This is a genomic window from Nocardia sp. NBC_01730, from assembly GCF_035920445.1.
In the GTDB taxonomy this organism is placed as follows: domain Bacteria; phylum Actinomycetota; class Actinomycetes; order Mycobacteriales; family Mycobacteriaceae; genus Nocardia.
Genome location: NZ_CP109162.1, coordinates 7,384,424 through 7,401,821 on the forward strand (window position 1 = coordinate 7,384,424; position 17,398 = coordinate 7,401,821).

A 17,398-nucleotide genomic window follows, 5' to 3' on the forward strand; every position below is an offset into this window, starting at 1 on the left:
CCCGCGGCGAGGCCCCCGGAGTTCTCCGGGTTGTCAGCTGAGGCCCGAGAAGTCGCGCAGCACGATGTGATTGCCGCGCACCGCGAGGTAATCCGGCCGTCGCAGCCCCCATGTGTCGATCGCGTGCACCGTGCGGGTGTCGCGCTCGGACGCTTCCGCAGTGAGGTCGCCCGCGAGGGCCAGGCGCTCGGCACCGCGGTCGGGCGGCGCGGATCGTCCAGCGCCGCGGCCTGCATCACCTCGGGGTAGGGCGGAAGCCCGAGGTCCTGCCTAAAGCCGGCGCAGCTCGCCGACGATCGCGCCGCTGATCTACTCGCCTAGTGCACGTCGTTGGCGAGGACTCCGGGCATGGTCCGGCCGGAAGGTCCACAGCAACTCATGTGTGGATGTATTCGGTCAGGTCGACCCCGGCGCGGAGCAGACCTTCCATTGGCCGTCTTCCTTCCTCAGGTGCTCGGTGGTGCTGGTATCGGAATCGGGCGTCTCACCGGGAATCGCAACCGTGAGCTTGCCGGTGATATTCGCGGTCGCGCTGCGGCCGGTGACCACGATGCCCTCGATCCTCTCGATGGTGACCGAGACCGTCGCCGCATCGAACTCCTTCTTCTGCTCCTCGGTCATCGCGTCGAACTCGGCGCGGTCGGCTGCGCACGCCTTCTCGGCCGCCGCGCGGAAGCCGTGCGCGCCGAGCACCTCGTAGAAGTCGCGGATGGCCAACTCGATTTTCTTCTCGTCCGAGCTGAGCGGGCCTTTGCCCTGCGAGGTCAGCAAAGCGCCCACGATCACCGCGCCCGCGATGACGAGCGCCACGAGCGCCACCGATCCGGCGATGAGACCGGTCCAGCTCTTCTTCGGCGGCCGAGGTGGATATCCGCCGGGCAAGCTCCCGGGCGGCGGATAGCCCGGCGGCAGGCTGCTGTTGCCCATGGGCGGCGGGTGACCCTGGCCTGGCGGCAGGCTGCCGTGGCCCATGGGCGGCGGGTTGCCGTGGCCCATGGGCGGCGGCTGGCTGGTGGGCTGCTGTTGTGGGTAGTGCGGTCGATCCTGCGGCGGCTGTCCGCCCGGCGGATAAGTCATCGTCTCGCCTCCGGTCTACCCCCGGTACCTGGCACGTTACGGCAACGGCGCGCCCGGGCGACGGGAAATGAAACACCGACTGTCGGCGTGTCGTTGCAGGTCGGGGAACAATTCGCGACTGACGCAGGCGCGCAGCGACATCGCCCACCTCGACGTGGTGCTCGAGCCGCAGATCGAGTTCTGCTGCGCCCGGCACCGCGGCTCACGCCTCGAGCGCAGCGTGCCACCGGGCGGTGTCGGTGTATTGGTGCAGTCGCGTGATGCGGCCGTCGACGACCTGCCAGAGGTGGACGAACCCGGCGTCGTATGCGCGCTCGGTGGCGTGTGCCGATCCGCGATAGCGTCCGGTCAACCACTACTGTGCCGTCGCTGGCCGGCGTCTGTGGCGGCCATCTCGAAGACGTTTTGTGACCGAGCGGTCGCGGATTCGGTTGCCTGTTGCTTGCCGTGGATGCGAGCTACGATTCGAACATGGGTTCGACAAGCGAGGAGCCGCCGCGAACCGACGGCACGCAACCGGAGCTGGTCTACCCGAACAGAGCCGGCCACTACTACCGGACGCTGACCTACCCGCCGCGACCAGTATGGGTACGACTGGACGCGATCCTGATCCGCGATCCGGGAACCCCGCGGCATGTGAACGGCGCGGGCGTCATCATGCGCGGCGAGCGCCCCGGCACGCTGACGCACTGGCTGCCCACCGTTGACGGCGACTGGATGGGCCGGGTGACCTACAGTGTCCAGTTCGCCGATGGCCGCCCAGATCTCCACCTGCGGGACCAACTGGTCCCCGCCTATGCCCTGCGCCCGCGACGCGTCCGGGAATCCGAGCGTTGATCGACGTGACTCGCGGAAGTCGGTGCGCGGGAACGTCGCCGCGTACTGTAGCTGTAAATTTGCCTTCTCTGCCGTATTTTCGGAGGCCCCTGAGTGGGCCCGGCCAATCAGGTTTGCCCGGACATGTGGCCGCTATCGGGAGCGTTGTCGCGCCTGTGCCGGTCCGGTTGTCGCGGTGGGGGGCCGGTGATACGTTGCCGGGCATGGGATTTCAGTTGCCGCATCCCGAGGTGCTGTGGGCGCGTGTGACCGTCTTCGACGTGATCACTTCCGCGACCCATGACGACGACTATCGGGTCGCGAGCGGAGTGGAAATCGGGCAGTCGGCCAGAGTGGAGGGTGCTCGGCTGATCAACGACGACGGCGCGGGCAATTGGTACACGCTGATCAGATACTCCGGTGACCGCGCGCTGTTGTTCGGTACGGACGAGGACAACGAGGTCGCGGGTACGGCCTACGATCCGCTGGCCGCAGCGCCCACCTGGGTGCGTTCGGTGGACTTGACGGCGAACCGTCGCAGTGACCGTCCGATCACCTTCGCGCGCTGGTGGGAAGACGGTCGCTGGCAGCACACTTCAACGGATCTCGACGACGGCCTCGAGATGAGTCTGAGCGCCGCGGCCGACCGCGAAGGCTTCGCCGGGGGCATCATGAGTGCGGCGATTCACGCGAAGTGGGTCGAGATGGACTACGAGGCAGGCAAGCTGACCGCTCTCACTGTCGACCCCACCGCACTCAACGCCCTGTGTGACGCCACCGAAACCGGAACCGTCACCAACGCCCACCTCTACTTCCTCCACCCGGACCTGACCGCCTCCGCCTTCGCCTACCTTTCGCGTGCCGGGGTCCTCGCCGGCGCCCCCAAGTCCACCGAGCCCCTGCTGTAACCGGCCACCCGCCACTCGACCCGAGACGGCCCCCGACCGCTGGTCGAGGGCCTTCTCGGTGTGCCATCGGTGGGGCACATCGAAGATGGGAATGGATGTGACCTGGGGATTCTTGTTGGCCAGCTGGTAGTGGAAGCTGACTTCTCGCTAACGGGTGAGCAACGCAGTCGCAGCGACAGGCGGCGGTAGCGGATCGGCTCTTCTGCTCGGCTCCTCCCGCCGATCGGTCCACTTCTACGCGACAGATGCATGCTATTATTTGCATGAAGTATTGCATGTAATCATGCAGAGGAGGGTGGGCAATGGCGACGGTTCAGGTGCGAGACGTCCCCGATGAAGTGGCAGCGGTGATCGCGGAGAAAGCCAGTGCTGAGCACAAGTCGGTGTCGGCGTATCTGCGGGACCTGATGGCAGCAGATGTTCGGCGGGAACTGCAGCGGCGGGCTATCGCCAAATGGGACGAAGAGTTGCAGCAGACGCAGCAGCGGCTGGGTATCACCGGCCGGGCGACGGTGTCCGGAGCCGAAGCGGTGCGTGAAATTCGGGACGGTTACGACCGGGGCGAAGAGTGATCGTTGTCGATGCCTCGGTCTGGGTCGATCTGCTGCGTGGGGCACTGCCGCCCGGCTATGCGGACCGGATCCGCATAGCCGGGTGTGTTTCCCCGCCGCATGTGGACTTCGAGGTTGGCTCCGCGCTGATTCGGCTGGCACGTCGCGGCGAACTGGAATTCGATCAGGCGCGCGCATTGATCGCCGCGTTCAGCAATCACCCCGTGGAGCGGATCCGCGAGCCGGTGGATTCGGTTGCCGCCGTGGGAGTGATCGATAACGCCACCTACGCGGATGCCTGGTATATCGCGCTGGCCCAGCGCCTCGCCTATCCACTGATGACCCTGGATGACGGGATGCAAAAGGCTGCCCGGATCCACGGGGTGGAACTCGTAGGTGCGTCCGGCTGACAGGGTCTGCCCAGTATGCCGAAGATCGTGGAATGTGACATCCACCCCAGCACGACTACGGGCGCGGGCGAAAGCCTTGCGGATGGCGTCGCCCCGCATCCGGGCACCGTCAAGACCAATAAAGAGCCATTCCTTGCCCGCCCACTGTTCCATGTGCTCGACCAGGTACGGCCGAAGATGCGGCGGGATGGAGGCGGGCGCTTCCCGGCTGGCGTCTTGGGGTCCTTGTCGAACTTTCGGGGCGACGGCAGGCCAGATCAGCGAAAAGTGTCGATGCCGATCAGCCCAGCCATTTCGCCAGCGGCAAATGAACCTCGCGTTGCTGCTCGAGCACGAGGTAGACGACCTACCCGGCAGAGCACGAAAAAGGCCATCTACCAAGGTTTTTGGTAGGCGGCCTTTGGTGCCCTCGGCAGGATTCGAACCTGCGGCCTTCTGCTCCGGAGGCAGACGCTCTATCCCCTGAGCTACGAGGGCGGGATAGGACTCGGTCGGGGCCGGGATGGCGGTTCCGATCGGGCTGGGTCAGCCTATCGTATCGGTCGCCGTCCGCCAAAAAGTGCGCTGGGCCGGGGACTTCGGGCTCAGCCCGCCGGGAGGGGAGCGGCGCCCCGCGCGCTGAGCATCGTCGTCAGCAGGTCGGATTCGCCGCGCTGAGTCTTCGACATGGTCTCGGCGAGAGTGCGTACCGCGGTTGTCTCGGCGTGCTGGGCGGCATAGTCGATCATCGGGAGCCCGCCCTGGTGGTGGCGCAGCATCAGTTGCAGGAACATGGTGTCGAGCTCGGGCCCGGTGGCTTGGCGCAGCGCGGCGAGTTCGGTGGGGGTCGCCATGCCAGGCATGGTGGCCATCGGGCCGGACATGCTGTGGCCAGGTGAGCTCGGACCAGAATGGTCGTGACCGCTCGACGGTTCGGTCATCCAGCCCATGTATCCGTCCACGCTCTGCGCCGGCTTGCCCCACAGCTGCAGCCAGCCCTGCATGCGACCGATCTGGCTCTGCTGGGTGGTGAGGATGTCGTAGGCGAGGCGGCGCACGTCGGTACCGGTAGAACGCACCAGCACCACGCCCGCCATTTCCACGGCCTGGGCGTGATGCGCCGACATGTCCTGGCTGAAACCGACATCGACGATGTCGGGGTCGGGCTCGGACGAGGTGTCCAGTGGAATCCGTGCCAGCACGCCGACCGCGAAGCCGATCAGGATGGCACCGATTGTGCCGAGGATCACCAGCGCGGTGCGCTGGTGGCGGAGCTGTCCGCCGAGACCGGATGCGGCCTCCGCCGCGGCATCCGGGATATCGGGGTCGGAGGCCACTACTGTCCCGCGCCCGGTGCGGACTGTGTCGGCGCCGCAGCGCCGGGCAGCCCGGGAAGACCGGGGACGCCGGGCACACCCGGCAGTCCACCGGGCATGCCGCCGCCGAGCTTGGACGGGTCGGGCTGCAGACCCTTGCCGTCCATCGGCACCGCGTCGGGTCCTGGCGGCGTCGGGTCGAACGGCGGCGGGTTGTCGGTATCGAAGACGATCGTCGAGCAGTCCGCCCCGACCTCGGGGTAGGTGTAGGAGTTCAGCCGCAGCGCGGTGATGAACTGGCCGACGCGCTTGTCGTCGGGGCTGTCCAGCTTCAACTGGTGACCCCATGCCTGCAGTGACACCGGGGAGTCCTGCCCGGGGTAGGGCGACATCAACGTGTACGGCTTGCCCTGGACCTTCGTTTTCAGCGTTTCGATCCCCTCGGAGTTCACCCTGTCCGGGTTGTAGGTGATCCAGATGGCGCCGTGCTCGAGCGAGTGCACCGCGTTCTCCACCCGGATCGGCTTGCCGTAGACCACGCCGGTGCAGGTTGCCCAGGACTGGTCGTGCGGACCACCGAACGGCGGCGACTGGTCGTAGGCCACGCGCTGGGTCGGGCCGATGTGCAGACCGGCCGGGTACTCCTTCTTCACCACGCCCGAGATGTCGTCCGAGGGGTCTTTCTTCTGCGCGCTCGGCGTGTACTTGTCCAGGTCGGCCTTCTCCTGGTACTTGGGGACCAGGTTGTAAGCCAGCGCACCGATCAATGCGATGATGACAACGGCCGCACCGATGGCCGGCCAGGGGATCTGGCGATTCTTCTTCGGAAGTTGCCCACGTCCGCCGCCTTTGCGGGGAGCCGACAACTTCGCCGCGGCCTTGGCGGCCTTGGCCGATTTGGCGCTGGGATTGCTCGGCATCGCTCGTTGTGCTCTTTCGACGTGATGGATCCGCTGGCTGCGCAGTGCCCACCCGAGGTGTACACCCGCTCAGACCATAGGATAGAGACTCGTGACTCCAGCTGACCTTGCAGATCTCCTTCGCGCGACTGCGGCGAAGGTGCTTGTCGAACGTGGACTGGACCCTGCGGTCCTGCCCGACGAGGTCAAGGTGGAGCGCCCCCGTAACCCGGATCATGGTGACTATGCCACGAATGTGGCGCTGCAGGTGGCCAAGCGGGCTGGAACGAACTCGCGTGAGCTGGCGGCCTGGCTGGCCGACGCGCTGGCCGACGCGGACGGTGTCGCGACCGCCGAGGTCGCGGGACCGGGCTTCCTGAACATCCGCCTCGCCGCGTCCGCACAGGGCGTGATCCTCGAGCAGGTGCTCGCCGCGGGCGCCGGGTACGGCACCGGGGAGACGCTGAAGGGCACCCGAATCAATCTCGAGTTCGTGTCGGCCAACCCGACCGGCCCGGTGCATCTCGGTGGCACGCGCTGGGCCTCGGTGGGCGACGCGCTGGGCCGGATCCTGGCCGCGCAGGGCGCCGACGTGGTCCGCGAGTACTACTTCAACGATCACGGCGCGCAGATCGATCGGTTCGCGGCCTCGCTGGTCGCCGCAGCGACCGGAGCGCCGACCCCGGACAACGGTTACGCAGGCGCCTACATCGGCGAGATCGCCGAGAAGATCGTGGCCATGCACCCTGACGTGCTGAAGAAGCCGGAGGCCGAGCGGCTCGAGCTTTTCCGCGCCGAGGGCGTCGAGCTGATGTTCGCCCACATCAAGGAGTCGTTGCACGAGTTCGGCACCGACTTCGACGTCTACTTCAACGAGAGCTCGCTGTTCGAGTCCGGCGCGGTCGAGCAGGCCGTGGAGAAGCTGAAGAACTCCGGCGACCTCTACGAGAAGGACGGAGCCTGGTGGATCGCCAGCTCCGAATACGGTGACGACCAGGACCGGGTGGTCATCAAAAGCGACGGCAAGGCCGCCTACATCGCGGGCGACATCGCCTACTTCCAGAACAAGCGCGCACGCGGTTTCGATCTGTGCATCTACATGCTCGGCGCCGATCACCACGGCTACATCGGCAGGCTGAAGGCCGCCGCCGCCGCGTTCGGCGACGATCCGGACACTGTCGAGGTGCTCATCGGGCAGATGGTGAATCTGCTCAAAGACGGCATCGCGGTGAAGATGAGCAAGCGCGCGGGCACGGTGGTGACGCTCGACGACTTGGTCGAGGCGATCGGTGTGGACGCGGCGCGGTACTCGCTGGTGCGCTCGTCGGTGAACTCGAGCATCGACATCGACCTGAACCTGTGGACCAGCCAGAGCACCGAGAACCCGGTCTACTACGTGCAGTACGCGCACGCGCGGACCGCGTCCATCGCACGCAACGCCGCCGAGTTCGAATACAACTCGGTGACACCGGATCTCGCGCTGTTGACCGCAGAGGAGGAGGGCGAGCTGATCCGCACCCTCGGCGAGTACCCGCGCGTCGTGGTCAGCGCGGCGAGCCTGCGCGAGCCGCACCGGGTGTCCCGCTACCTGGAGGAGTTGGCCGGCGCCTACCACCGGTTCCAGACCAACAAGAACCTGCGTGTCCTTCCGCTGGGCGACGAGCCCGTCTCGACGACGAACGCCGCCCGGCTGGTCCTGGTCAACGCCACGCGTCAGGTCCTGGCCAACGGACTCGGCCTGCTCGGCGTCAGCGCGCCGGAGCGGATGTGAACGGGTCCGAAGGTGTCCCAGTCGAGCAGCGTGCGGAAGGAAGCACTAGTGAGCGAGCGAACCATCGACACAGCCGCTGGCGCGGGCACGCCGGTGCCGAGTGTCAGCGGGGTGCGGGCAGTGAGTGAGCGGAGCGAGCGAATAGTGAGCGCAGCCGCATTCGCCGTCGTGCCGGAGTCGAGCGTCAGCGAGGCACAGGCATGACCGCGCATCCCGCTGGTCCCCGGCACGCCGAGATCCCGCATGCACCGAATCTGTCGGAGCGCCCGAGCGATCCGAAGCAGATGATCGACCTGCCCGCGAACGTGTGGCCGCGTAACGCCGCGCGTGACGACGCCGGTGTGGTTCGGCTGGCCGGCGTGCCGGTGCACGACCTGGCGGCCCGGTTCGGCACGCCGCTGTTCGTGGTCGACGAGGACGACTTCCGTTCCCGCTGCCGCGACATGGTCCGGGCCTTCGGTACCAACGCGCGAGTCCACTACGCGTCCAAGGCGTTCCTGTGTGGTGAGATCGCCCGCTGGATCCGCGACGAGGGTCTGTCGCTGGACGTGTGCTCCGGCGGCGAACTCGCCGTGGCGCTGCACGCGGGTTTTCCCGCCGAGCGAATCGCGTTGCATGGCAACAACAAGTCCGTTGCGGAGCTGGAGGCAGCGGTATCCGCCGGTGTCGGCCATGTCGTGGTCGACTCGCTGATCGAGATCGAGCGCCTGGAAGCCATCGCGGGTCGTGCAGGCGTGGTACAGGATGTGCTGGTCCGGGTCACGGTCGGCGTGGAAGCCCATACCCACGAATACATCTCGACCGCGCACGAGGACCAGAAGTTCGGCTTCTCGATCGCGGGCGGCGACGCGATGGAAGCGCTCGCGCGTGTCTTCGACGCCGACAACCTGCGTCTGGTCGGCCTGCACAGCCACATCGGCTCGCAGATCTTCGAGATCGACGGCTTCGAGATTGCCGCGCGTCGCATGCTCGGTCTGCTGCGTGAGGCGATCGACAAGTTTGGTGTCGATCGCACCGCACAGATCGCCACGCTGGATCTCGGTGGCGGACTCGGTATTTCGTATCTGCCGTCGGACGACCCGCCGCCGTTGGACGAGTTCGCCGCGAACCTGCGCAAGCTGGTCGCGGCGGAGGCGGCCCGCGCAGGTCTGCCCGAACCGACCATCGCCGTGGAGCCCGGCCGCGCGATAGCGGGCCCGGGAACGGTGACGCTGTACGAGGTGGGTACCACCAAGGACGTCTCGCTGGACGGAGGTCTGCGCAGGCGCTACGTGAGCGTCGACGGCGGCATGAGCGACAACATCCGTCCTGCGCTGTACCAGGCCGACTACGACTGCCGTCTGGTCTCGCGGTCCTCGGAGGCCGGGCCGGTGGTCGCGCGTGTCGTCGGAAAGCACTGCGAGAGCGGGGATATTGTCATCCGCGACACTTGGCTGCCGACCGACGTCGGCCCCGGCGATCTGGTGGCCGTTGCCGCGACCGGCGCATACTGCTATTCGATGTCCAGCCGGTACAACCAGCTGACCCGCCCTGCGGTGGTCGCGGTGCGTGACGGACAACCACGACTGATTCTGCGCCGGGAGACGGTGGCGGACCTGCTGAGCTTGGAGGTGGAATCGTGACGGAGAACGCGAAGAACGGTGTCTGGGGGATCGATCGTCCGATCGGCGTCGCGGTGCTCGGCATGGGCAACGTCGGCACCGAGGTCGTGCGCATCCTGCGCGAACACGCCGAGGATCTGCGTTCCCGGGTCGGCGTCCCGGTGGTGCTGCGCGGCGTCGCCGTGCGCAACCTCGACACCGACCGCGGCATCCCCAGGGACCTGCTGACCACCGACGCCGACGCTCTCGTCGCCCGCGACGACATCGATCTGGTCGTCGAGGTGATCGGCGGCATCGATCCGCCGCGCAGGCTGATCCTGGCCGCGCTGAACGCGGGCAAATCCGTGGTGACCGCCAATAAGGCGTTGCTGGCCGACTACACCGGCGAACTCGCCGCGGCCGCCGAGCGTAGCCGAGCCGACCTGTATTTCGAGGCCGCCGTCGCCGGTGCCATCCCGGTGGTGCGCCCGCTGATCCAGTCCTTGGCCGGTGACCGGGTGAACCGGGTTGTCGGCATCGTCAACGGCACCACCAACTTCATCCTCTCCGCGATGGACGAGACCGGCGCCGACTACACAGCCACACTGGCCGAGGCCACCCGGCTCGGTTACGCGGAGGCCGACCCGACCGCCGACGTGGAGGGCTACGACGCCGCGGCCAAGGCCGCGATCCTCGCCTCACTGGCCTTCCACACCCGGGTCACCGCCGCGGACGTGTACCGCGAAGGCATCTCGCGGATCTCCGCGGAGGATCTGGAGACCGCATCAGCACTGGACTGCACCGTGAAGCTGCTGGCTATCTGCGAACGCGTGGACGCGGGCCCCGGCGAGCCGAGTCTCGAGGACGGTGGCAAGGAGCGCGTCTCGGTGCGGGTCTACCCGGCCCTCATCCCGCGCAAGCATCCGCTCGCCGCGGTGACCGGCGCCTTCAACGCGGTCGTCGTCGAGGCGGAGAACGCAGGGCGGCTGATGTTCTACGGACAGGGAGCAGGCGGCGCGCCGACCGCCTCCGCGGTGCTCGGCGATCTGGTGATGGCGGCGCGCAACAAGTTCTACGGCGGTCGCGCACCGGGCGAATCGGTTTATGCTGAGCTACCGATCGCGCCGATCGGTGATACGCCCACCCGCTACCACGTGAACCTGCAGGTCGAGGACCGCCCTGGGGTCCTGGCCAAGGTGGCGGGCGAGTTCGCCAACCACGGGGTGAGCATCTCGACCGTCCGTCAGCAAGGGCACGGCTCGGGAGCACGCCTGGTCGTGGTAACCCACCACGCGGTGGAATCGGCGCTCGCGGACACCGTGGCCGCCTTGGCGGAAATGGCGTCCGTCACATCCGTGACCAGCGTTCTGAGATTGGAAGGCACCGAAGAATGAGTACAGTGTCGCGCAGCGACGCCATGAGGGGCGGTGGCCGGGAGACGGGTGGGCGTATGACTGGCGTCGCGCCGCAGGCCGGGGTGCACTCCCGCTGGCCGGGCCTGATCGCGGCCTACCGCGACCGGCTCGCGGGCGCAGCCGACTGGGAGCCGGTCACCCTGTATGAGGGTGGTACGCCGCTGGTGCCCGCCCCGCACCTGTCCGAGCTGACCGGGTGCGAGGTCTACTTGAAGGTCGAGGGGCTGAACCCGACCGGCTCGTTCAAGGACCGCGGCATGACCATGGCGATGACGGACGCCAAATACCGCGGCCAGCAGGCGGTGCTGTGCGCGTCCACCGGCAACACCTCGGCATCCGCCGCGGCGTACGCCACGCGCGCGGGCATGAGCTGTGCCGTGCTGATCCCGCAGGGAAAGATCGCGATGGGCAAGCTGGCCCAGGCCGTCATGCTCGGCGCGAAGATCATCCAGGTGCAGGGCAACTTCGACGACTGCCTCGAGCTCGCCCGCAAGGTCACCGCGGACTTCCCGAGTATCGGCCTGGTGAACTCGGTGAACCCGGCACGCATCGAGGGCCAGAAGACCGCGTCCTTCGAGATCTGCGATGTGCTCGGCAGGGCGCCCGACGTGCACGCGCTTCCAGTCGGAAACGCGGGCAATATCACCGCGTACTGGCGCGGCTACCGCGAGTACTACGCCGACGGTGTCACCACCCAGCTGCCTCGAATGCTCGGTGTGCAGGCCGCGGGCGCCGCGCCGCTGGTCAACGGCGCCCCGGTGAAGGACCCGGAGACCATCGCGACCGCCATCCGGATCGGCGCGCCCGCGTCCTGGAACGGCGCGGTAGCGGCCAAGGAGCAGTCCGGCGGCGCGTTCCGTGCCGCCACCGACGAGGCGATCCTGGAGGCGTACCGCCTGGTCGCGGCCACCGAGGGCGTGTTCGTCGAGCCCGCTTCGGCCGCCGGCGTGGCCGGCGTGCTCGCCGCGCGCAAGGAGGGCTGGCTGGATGCCGGTCTCACCGTGGTGTGCACCGTGACCGGCAACGGTCTCAAGGATCCGGACACCGCGCTGTCGGGAATGCCGCAGGTGCAGGCGATTCCGGTCGACCCGGTCGCGGTCGCCGCCGAACTCGAGCTGGCCTGAGTTGAATTCGCGCGACAGTCAGCTGATGAGCGCTACACTGCCCGTCGGTCTCACTGTGACCGCACGGGTGCCCGCGTCCACCGCGAACCTCGGTCCCGGGTTCGATTCGCTCGGCATGGCGTTGGGGATCTACGACGAGATCGAGGTGCGCACCACCGATTCCGGGCTAACGATCCGGGTCGAAGGTGAAGGTGCCGACGACGTGCCATGGGGCCCTTCGCATCTCGTGGTCCGCGCGATCGAGCGCGGACTGGAAGCGGCGGGCGTGTGGGCCGATGGCCTCGATGTGGTGTGCCGCAACGTGATTCCGCATTCGCGCGGTCTCGGTTCGTCGGCGTCCGCTGTGGTCGGCGGCTTGGCCGCCGGGTGCGCCCTCGCGGCGAAACTCGACCAGGAGTTGGCCACCTCGGCCGATCAATTGGTGCAGCTCGCCTCGGAATTCGAGGGACACCCGGACAACGCGGCGGCCAGCGTGCTCGGTGGGATCGTCGTGTCGTGGACCGAGACCGATCGGGTCGCGGACCTGGGACCCAACGGTGCTGCGGTGGCCGAATACCACGGCCGCGTCTACCGCGCCGTGCGGCTCGAGCCGCACCCCGCGCTGCATCCGGTCGTGCTGATCCCCGAAGAGCGCTCGTCCACCGCGCACACCCGCGGCCTGTTGCCCGAGGTCGTGCCACATGGCGACGCCGCGTTCAACGTCAGCCGGGCCGCGCTCGCGGTGGTGGCGCTGACCCAGCGTCCTGATCTGTTGATGCCCGCTACCGCGGACCGCCTGCACCAGACCCAGCGTGCCCCTGCGCTACCGCTGACCACCACCTGGATCGCCCGCCTGCGCGCCGCGGGGATCGCAGCCACCGTTTCCGGCGCGGGACCGACTGTCCTGGCCTTGGGGACCAGCGAATTCCCGGCGGAGCTCCGTGAACTCGCGGCCGCGGACGGCCTGCGCGTGGTGGAGCCGGGACTCGCCGAGGGCGTCCTGGTCGACTGATGGCGCGTCCGCCTTGCCGAGATTCACAATAGGCAGCTATCCTGAGCGAGTCCGTACATCGTGCGCATCAGACGCCGGTGCTTCATCAGGGCAATCGCTCCAGCAGGCTCCAGGCTCGAGCCTCCAGGCCATGGGGGTGCTGCGTAGCTGCGCAACTGGAATGATCTCTCCCCACCTTTCACCATCGGTGGAGAAGCCGCCGGTCCGGCGGGGCAGGTGATACGGCACATAGCGCCCGGACGGACGCATCCGAGTCCGGCAGAATGCCCGGGCTGCGGGACGAACCCTCGAAACAGCACACGGCAATCGAGGGAAGGAAAGGATTTCCGTGACAGATACGGACCTGCTCGCGACACCCGGGGTGGATTCCAACCCGATGGGCGACCGCGAAAGTGAATCCGGACAGATTTCGAAGATGAGCGAAAAAACCGACGTCGCACGATCGGGGCTGACTGGAATGTTGTTGCCGCAGTTGCGCGCGCTCGCGGGGGAGCTCGGTATCCGAGGCACCTCCGGAATGCGCAAGGGCGATTTGATCGCCGCCATCAAGGAAAATCAGGCCGGAAAGCCGGCGAAGGGGGAAAAGCCCGCCAAGGGCGAGGGCAAGTCCGCGGTTGCCACCGAGGCAGATGGCCCCGCCGAGTCGGCGGCTACCCAGTCGGCGCAGGCGAAGGCCGTGCAGGCGACCCTCGACGTGACGCCCGCGGCTTCGGCCACGGATACCGAGGCTCCCGCTCCGGCGAAGGCGGCCCCCGCCGAGTCCGCGCCCGCTTCCACGAACGCGAACGCGGCCGACCAGGCATCGTCGACCGCCACCGAGATCACCGAGGATTCCGGCCGCGAGGGCGGCCAGCGTGGTCGCGGTCGGCAGCGGCGCGGCCGTGACCAGGCGCGATCCGGCGGCGAGACCACCAACGTCGAGGCGCGTGGTGACGAGCCGAAACAGGAGGCCGAACAGGGCGGCGAGCGTCGTCGGGAACGTGGCCAAGGTGAGCGTGGCCAAGGTGAGCGTGGCCAAGGTGAGCGTGGCCAAGGTGAGCGTGGCCAAGGTGAGCGTGGCCAAGGTGAGCGTGGCCAAGGTGAGCGTAGCCAGAGTCAGAACGGTAGCCGCGGCGAAGGCAGCCGCGGTGGAGACAACCGTGGCGGCGACGAGGAGGAGGGCGGTCGTGGTAGGCGCGGACGCCGTTTCCGTGAGCGTCGTCGTGGACGTGATCGCGAGAGCGGTGGCGGTGGCGGCGAGGCCCGCGAGCTGGAGATCCGCGAAGACGACGTGCTGCAGCCGGTCGCGGGCATCCTCGATGTGCTGGACAATTACGCCTTCGTCCGCACCTCGGGTTACCTGGCCGGGCCGAACGACGTCTACGTGTCGATGAACCTGGTCCGCAAGAACGGCCTGCGCCGCGGTGACGCGATCACCGGTGCGGTGCGGGCTCCGCGCGACGGCGAGCAGAGCAATCAGCGGCAGAAGTTCGATCCGCTGGTGCGGCTGGACACGGTCAACGGCGGCGACGTCGATGCGGCAAGGCGTCGTCCCGACTTCAGCAAGCTGACCCCGCTGTACCCCAACGAGCGGTTGCGCTTGGAGACCCAGCAGAACAAGCTGACCACCCGGGTGATCGACCTGATCATGCCGATCGGCAAGGGCCAGCGCGCGCTGATCGTCTCGCCGCCGAAGGCGGGTAAGACGACGATCATGCAGGACATCGCGAACGCGATCGCGACGAACAATCCCGAGTGCTACCTGATGGTCGTGCTGGTCGACGAGCGTCCGGAAGAGGTCACCGACATGCAGCGCTCGGTGAAGGGCGAGGTCATCGCCTCGACCTTCGACCGCCCGCCGTCGGACCACACCTCGGTTGCCGAACTCGCCATCGAGCGCGCCAAGCGCCTGGTGGAGATGGGCAGGGACGTCGTGGTGCTGCTCGACTCGATCACCCGACTGGGTCGCGCATACAACAACTCCTCGCCCGCCTCGGGTCGAATCCTCTCCGGTGGTGTCGATTCCACCGCGCTGTACCCGCCCAAGCGGTTCCTCGGCGCGGCACGCAACATCGAGAACGGTGGCTCGCTGACGATCATGGCCACCGCCATGGTGGAGACCGGTTCGACCGGTGACACAGTGATCTTCGAGGAGTTCAAGGGCACCGGCAACGCCGAGCTCAAGCTGGACCGCAAGATCGCGGAGCGCCGGGTGTTCCCCGCGGTGGACGTCAACCCGTCCGGTACCCGCAAGGACGAGCTACTGCTCAGCCCGGACGAGGCGGCGGTGCTGCACAAGCTGCGTCGCGTACTGTCCGGCCTGGACTCGCACCAGGCGATCGATCTGCTGATCGACCGTCTGAAGAAGTCCAAGAACAACCTCGAGTTCCTGATGTCGGTCAGCAAGACCGCGCCGGGCGCGCTCGACGAATAGGCCGAGCGGCCTCTCCGGATATTCAGGCCGTACCGGTTCGGTGCCGCGGAGGTCGCGCTCAGGGCCTGCGGTGTGTGGCCGGTGCCGCTCTGGGCATGCCCGACGAGTTATCCAGGTGCTCGTGAAATCAGTTGTCGCTGTGACAACGGCCGAAAGGGTCCCGCTTGTGCGGGACCCTTTCGGCGTGCATGGGCCGAAGAACATGATGCCGATCGCGGCCGCGCCGCTGATCAGGAAGCCGAAGATAACCGCACAGGCAGCAATCGAGGAGTCCGCCGTAGTGGTGTCGGACGTTTCCACATGCACCGCGTTCGCGGGTGCCGCGGAGCCTGAGGGTTCCGGAAGTGCACACCAGCTCGCCGCGACAGCGAGAATCAGCAGACCGAAAATCACCGACGCGATTCGGATGTTCACAGGGTCTCCTTCCTGTCACGGCACGCCGATGTGCATCAGGTATGCAAACTCTATGAACGGAGCTGTTCGCATTCGTGAGTAGCGGACTACCCGACTTCAGGGGTTCCTGGCACACCACTTCGCGGTGCCCGAGCTTTCAGGGCCGACGACGACGGGGGAAGTACCTTGGGGCGGGAACAAACCACGTGCCCGGGGCGTTTTGGGAGCGTAACGGCGGTTCTGGCATACTGAACGGTCGTTGCGTCTGCTCAGGTGAGCAGACCTCCCGCCTAGTCGGTTCCGGTTCACGTTCTGGCGAATCCACGCTCGAGCGACCCGGCGACCAAACCCGAGAGGACATCCATGAAGGCAGGAATTCACCCGGCGTATGTCGAGACCACGGTCGTCTGTGGTTGCGGCAATACCTTCCAGACTCGCAGCACCAAAGAGTCGGGACATATCACCGTCGAGGTCTGCTCGCAGTGCCACCCGTTCTACACCGGCAAGCAGAAGATCCTCGATACCGGTGGGCGCGTGGCCCGCTTCGAAGCGCGCTACGGCAAGCGTGCGGGCAAGAAAGCCAACGCCAAGTAGCTTCCTCGCCGACGCCCGGTCCTGCTGTGCAGGCCGGGCGTCGGTGTTTTGTAGGGACAGGTATCAGGAGAAGGAAGCACCGTGACGCAACCGTCCGCCATCGACGACATTCTGGCCGAGTATGCGGGCTTGGAGACGCAGCTGGCCGATCCGTCGCTGCACAACGATGCGGGCGCCGCGCGTCGGGTCGGCAAGCGGTTCGCCGAGCTGGCCCCGATCATGGCCACCTACAACAAGCTGGAAGCGGCACGTGACGATCTGTCCGCCGCGCGGGAGCTCGCCGCGGACGATGCGGCCTTCGCCGCCGAGGTTCCCGATTTGGCGCGAGAGGTCGAGGAGTTGGAGCTGACGCTCGCCGACCTGCTCGCCCCGCGCGACCCGCACGACGGTGACGATGTCGTGCTGGAGGTGAAGTCCGGTGAGGGCGGCGAGGAGTCCGCGCTGTTCGCCTCCGATCTGGCCCGCATGTACGTGCGCTATGCCGAACGGCACGGCTGGAAGGTCGAGATTCTGGACGCCACCCTGTCCGATCTGGGCGGGTACAAAGAGGCGACGCTGTCGATCAAGAGTCGCGATGCCGCGCGCGACGGCGTGTGGTCGCGATTCAAATTCGAGGGCGGCGTGCACCGCGTGCAGCGCGTCCCGGTGACCGAGTCGCAGGGGCGCATCCACACGTCGGCGGCGGGTGTGTTGATCTACCCGGAGCCCGACGAGGTCGAAGAGGTGCAGATCGACGAGTCCGATCTGCGCATCGATGTCTACCGCTCCTCCGGCAAGGGCGGTCAAGGCGTCAACACCACCGACTCCGCGGTGCGCATCACCCATCTGCCCTCGGGCATCGTGGTGACCTGCCAGAACGAGCGCTCGCAGCTGCAGAACAAGGCCCGCGCCATGCAGGTGCTCGCGGCCAGGCTGCAAGCACTGGCCGAAGAGCAGGCCGACCAGGAGGCGGCCGCGGGCCGGGCCAGCCAAATCCGCACCGTGGACCGCTCCGAGCGGATTCGCACCTACAACTTCCCAGAGAACCGGATCGCCGATCATCGGATCGGTTTCAAGGCGCACAACCTGGACTCCGTGCTCGATGGCGATATGGACGCGCTGCTGGATGCACTGGGGAAAGCGGATCGCGAAGCGCGTATGGCGGCGGAATGAACCTGGGTT

General features: G+C 67.3%; 17 protein-coding genes, 1 tRNA gene and 1 pseudogene. 13 read left to right on the forward strand and 6 right to left on the reverse strand.

The features are described 5' to 3' along the window. Positions 1-396 precede the first annotated feature (396 nt). Both OHB12_RS30545 and OHB12_RS30550 read right to left on the reverse strand, forming a co-directional pair. The gene (locus OHB12_RS30545) at positions 397-1,077 is read right to left on the reverse strand and encodes an Rv0361 family membrane protein (protein WP_327113113.1); all 681 of its coding nucleotides are present in this window, start codon (positions 1,075-1,077) and stop codon (positions 397-399) included. A 202-nt stretch (positions 1,078-1,279) separates the two neighbouring features. Further along, positions 1,280-1,429, reverse strand: coding sequence for a nuclear transport factor 2 family protein (locus OHB12_RS30550; RefSeq protein WP_327113115.1), 150 nt, complete (start codon positions 1,427-1,429; stop codon positions 1,280-1,282). Positions 1,430-1,548: 119 nt separating this feature from the next. On the opposite strand from OHB12_RS30550, the gene OHB12_RS30555 reads away from it, so the two are divergent. The 4 genes from OHB12_RS30555 to OHB12_RS30570 all read left to right on the forward strand — a co-directional run bounded on the left by OHB12_RS30555 (position 1,549) and on the right by OHB12_RS30570 (position 3,762). Then, positions 1,549-1,914, forward strand: coding sequence for a hypothetical protein (locus OHB12_RS30555; RefSeq protein WP_327113117.1), 366 nt, complete (start codon positions 1,549-1,551; stop codon positions 1,912-1,914). 203 nt (positions 1,915-2,117) lie between these two features. Next, complete coding sequence (locus OHB12_RS30560) at positions 2,118-2,801, forward strand: hypothetical protein (protein ID WP_327113119.1); 684 nt, start codon at positions 2,118-2,120, stop codon at positions 2,799-2,801. Positions 2,802-3,103: 302 nt separating this feature from the next. Further along, on the forward strand, positions 3,104-3,373 hold the full coding sequence (locus tag OHB12_RS30565; protein ID WP_327113121.1) for a hypothetical protein: 270 nt from the start codon (positions 3,104-3,106) through the stop codon (positions 3,371-3,373). Next, positions 3,370-3,762 carry a type II toxin-antitoxin system VapC family toxin gene (locus OHB12_RS30570; RefSeq protein ID WP_327113123.1) on the forward strand — a complete coding sequence of 131 codons (393 nt, stop codon included), beginning with the start codon at positions 3,370-3,372 and terminating at the stop codon, positions 3,760-3,762. The genes OHB12_RS30565 and OHB12_RS30570 overlap by 4 nt, the downstream gene beginning before the upstream one ends. A 24-nt stretch (positions 3,763-3,786) precedes the next feature. Here OHB12_RS30570 and OHB12_RS36495 read toward each other — a convergent pair. From OHB12_RS36495 to OHB12_RS30585, 4 genes and pseudogenes are all read right to left on the reverse strand, one after another. Further along, positions 3,787-4,143, reverse strand: a pseudogene (locus tag OHB12_RS36495) (hypothetical protein); the annotation flags it as partial. Between the two features lie 20 nt (positions 4,144-4,163). Beyond that, a tRNA-Arg gene (locus OHB12_RS30575) sits at positions 4,164-4,239 on the reverse strand. A 107-nt stretch (positions 4,240-4,346) separates the two neighbouring features. Further along, on the reverse strand, positions 4,347-5,078 hold the full coding sequence (locus OHB12_RS30580; protein WP_442799886.1) for a DUF305 domain-containing protein: 732 nt from the start codon (positions 5,076-5,078) through the stop codon (positions 4,347-4,349). After that, complete coding sequence (locus OHB12_RS30585; protein ID WP_327113125.1) at positions 5,078-5,977, reverse strand: DUF3105 domain-containing protein; 900 nt, start codon at positions 5,975-5,977, stop codon at positions 5,078-5,080. The genes OHB12_RS30580 and OHB12_RS30585 overlap by 1 nt, the downstream gene beginning before the upstream one ends. A 91-nt stretch (positions 5,978-6,068) precedes the next feature. Here OHB12_RS30585 and argS point away from each other — a divergent pair, with 91 nt between their 5' ends. The 9 genes from argS to prfA all read left to right on the forward strand — a co-directional run bounded on the left by argS (position 6,069) and on the right by prfA (position 17,389). Then, positions 6,069-7,727 carry an arginine--tRNA ligase gene (gene argS, locus OHB12_RS30590; protein WP_327113127.1) on the forward strand — a complete coding sequence of 553 codons (1,659 nt, stop codon included), beginning with the start codon at positions 6,069-6,071 and terminating at the stop codon, positions 7,725-7,727. Positions 7,728-7,775: 48 nt separating this feature from the next. Next, positions 7,776-7,931, forward strand: a complete 156-nt coding sequence (locus OHB12_RS30595) for a hypothetical protein (RefSeq protein ID WP_327113129.1) — start codon at positions 7,776-7,778, stop codon at positions 7,929-7,931. Further along, positions 7,928-9,349: a diaminopimelate decarboxylase gene (gene lysA / locus OHB12_RS30600; RefSeq protein ID WP_327113131.1), complete on the forward strand. Its 1,422-nt coding sequence runs from the start codon at positions 7,928-7,930 to the stop codon at positions 9,347-9,349. Before OHB12_RS30595 ends, lysA begins: the two co-directional genes overlap by 4 nt. Beyond that, entirely contained in the window at positions 9,346-10,701 is a 1,356-nt protein-coding gene (locus OHB12_RS30605; RefSeq protein WP_327113133.1) for a homoserine dehydrogenase, read from the forward strand. The genes lysA and OHB12_RS30605 overlap by 4 nt, the downstream gene beginning before the upstream one ends. A gap of 56 nt (positions 10,702-10,757) precedes the next feature. Further along, the gene (gene thrC / locus OHB12_RS30610) at positions 10,758-11,846 is read left to right on the forward strand and encodes a threonine synthase (protein WP_327121627.1); all 1,089 of its coding nucleotides are present in this window, start codon (positions 10,758-10,760) and stop codon (positions 11,844-11,846) included. A 25-nt stretch (positions 11,847-11,871) separates the two neighbouring features. After that, positions 11,872-12,837, forward strand: a complete 966-nt coding sequence (gene thrB / locus OHB12_RS30615) for a homoserine kinase (protein WP_327113135.1) — start codon at positions 11,872-11,874, stop codon at positions 12,835-12,837. 328 nt (positions 12,838-13,165) lie between these two features. Then, the gene (rho, locus tag OHB12_RS30620; RefSeq protein ID WP_442799887.1) at positions 13,166-15,250 is read left to right on the forward strand and encodes a transcription termination factor Rho; all 2,085 of its coding nucleotides are present in this window, start codon (positions 13,166-13,168) and stop codon (positions 15,248-15,250) included. Between the two features lie 756 nt (positions 15,251-16,006). Further along, on the forward strand, positions 16,007-16,237 hold the full coding sequence (gene rpmE / locus OHB12_RS30625; protein ID WP_327113137.1) for a 50S ribosomal protein L31: 231 nt from the start codon (positions 16,007-16,009) through the stop codon (positions 16,235-16,237). Positions 16,238-16,318: 81 nt separating this feature from the next. Continuing rightward, complete coding sequence (gene prfA, locus OHB12_RS30630; RefSeq protein WP_327113139.1) at positions 16,319-17,389, forward strand: peptide chain release factor 1; 1,071 nt, start codon at positions 16,319-16,321, stop codon at positions 17,387-17,389. The last annotated feature ends 9 nt before the right edge of the window (positions 17,390-17,398 follow it).

Coding starts and splice junctions, on each gene's coding strand:
- OHB12_RS30555 (WP_327113117.1), top strand. CDS start 1,549: ATGGGTTCGACAAGCGAGGAGCCGCCGCGAACCGACGGCACGCAACCG.
- lysA (WP_327113131.1), top strand. CDS start 7,928: ATGACCGCGCATCCCGCTGGTCCCCGGCACGCCGAGATCCCGCATGCA.
- thrB (WP_327113135.1), top strand. CDS start 11,872: ATGAGCGCTACACTGCCCGTCGGTCTCACTGTGACCGCACGGGTGCCC.
- OHB12_RS30545 (WP_327113113.1), bottom strand. CDS start 1,077: ATGACTTATCCGCCGGGCGGACAGCCGCCGCAGGATCGACCGCACTAC.
- OHB12_RS30560 (WP_327113119.1), top strand. CDS start 2,118: ATGGGATTTCAGTTGCCGCATCCCGAGGTGCTGTGGGCGCGTGTGACC.
- rpmE (WP_327113137.1), top strand. CDS start 16,007: ATGAAGGCAGGAATTCACCCGGCGTATGTCGAGACCACGGTCGTCTGT.
- OHB12_RS30565 (WP_327113121.1), top strand. CDS start 3,104: ATGGCGACGGTTCAGGTGCGAGACGTCCCCGATGAAGTGGCAGCGGTG.
- thrC (WP_327121627.1), top strand. CDS start 10,758: ATGACTGGCGTCGCGCCGCAGGCCGGGGTGCACTCCCGCTGGCCGGGC.
- OHB12_RS30585 (WP_327113125.1), bottom strand. CDS start 5,977: ATGCCGAGCAATCCCAGCGCCAAATCGGCCAAGGCCGCCAAGGCCGCG.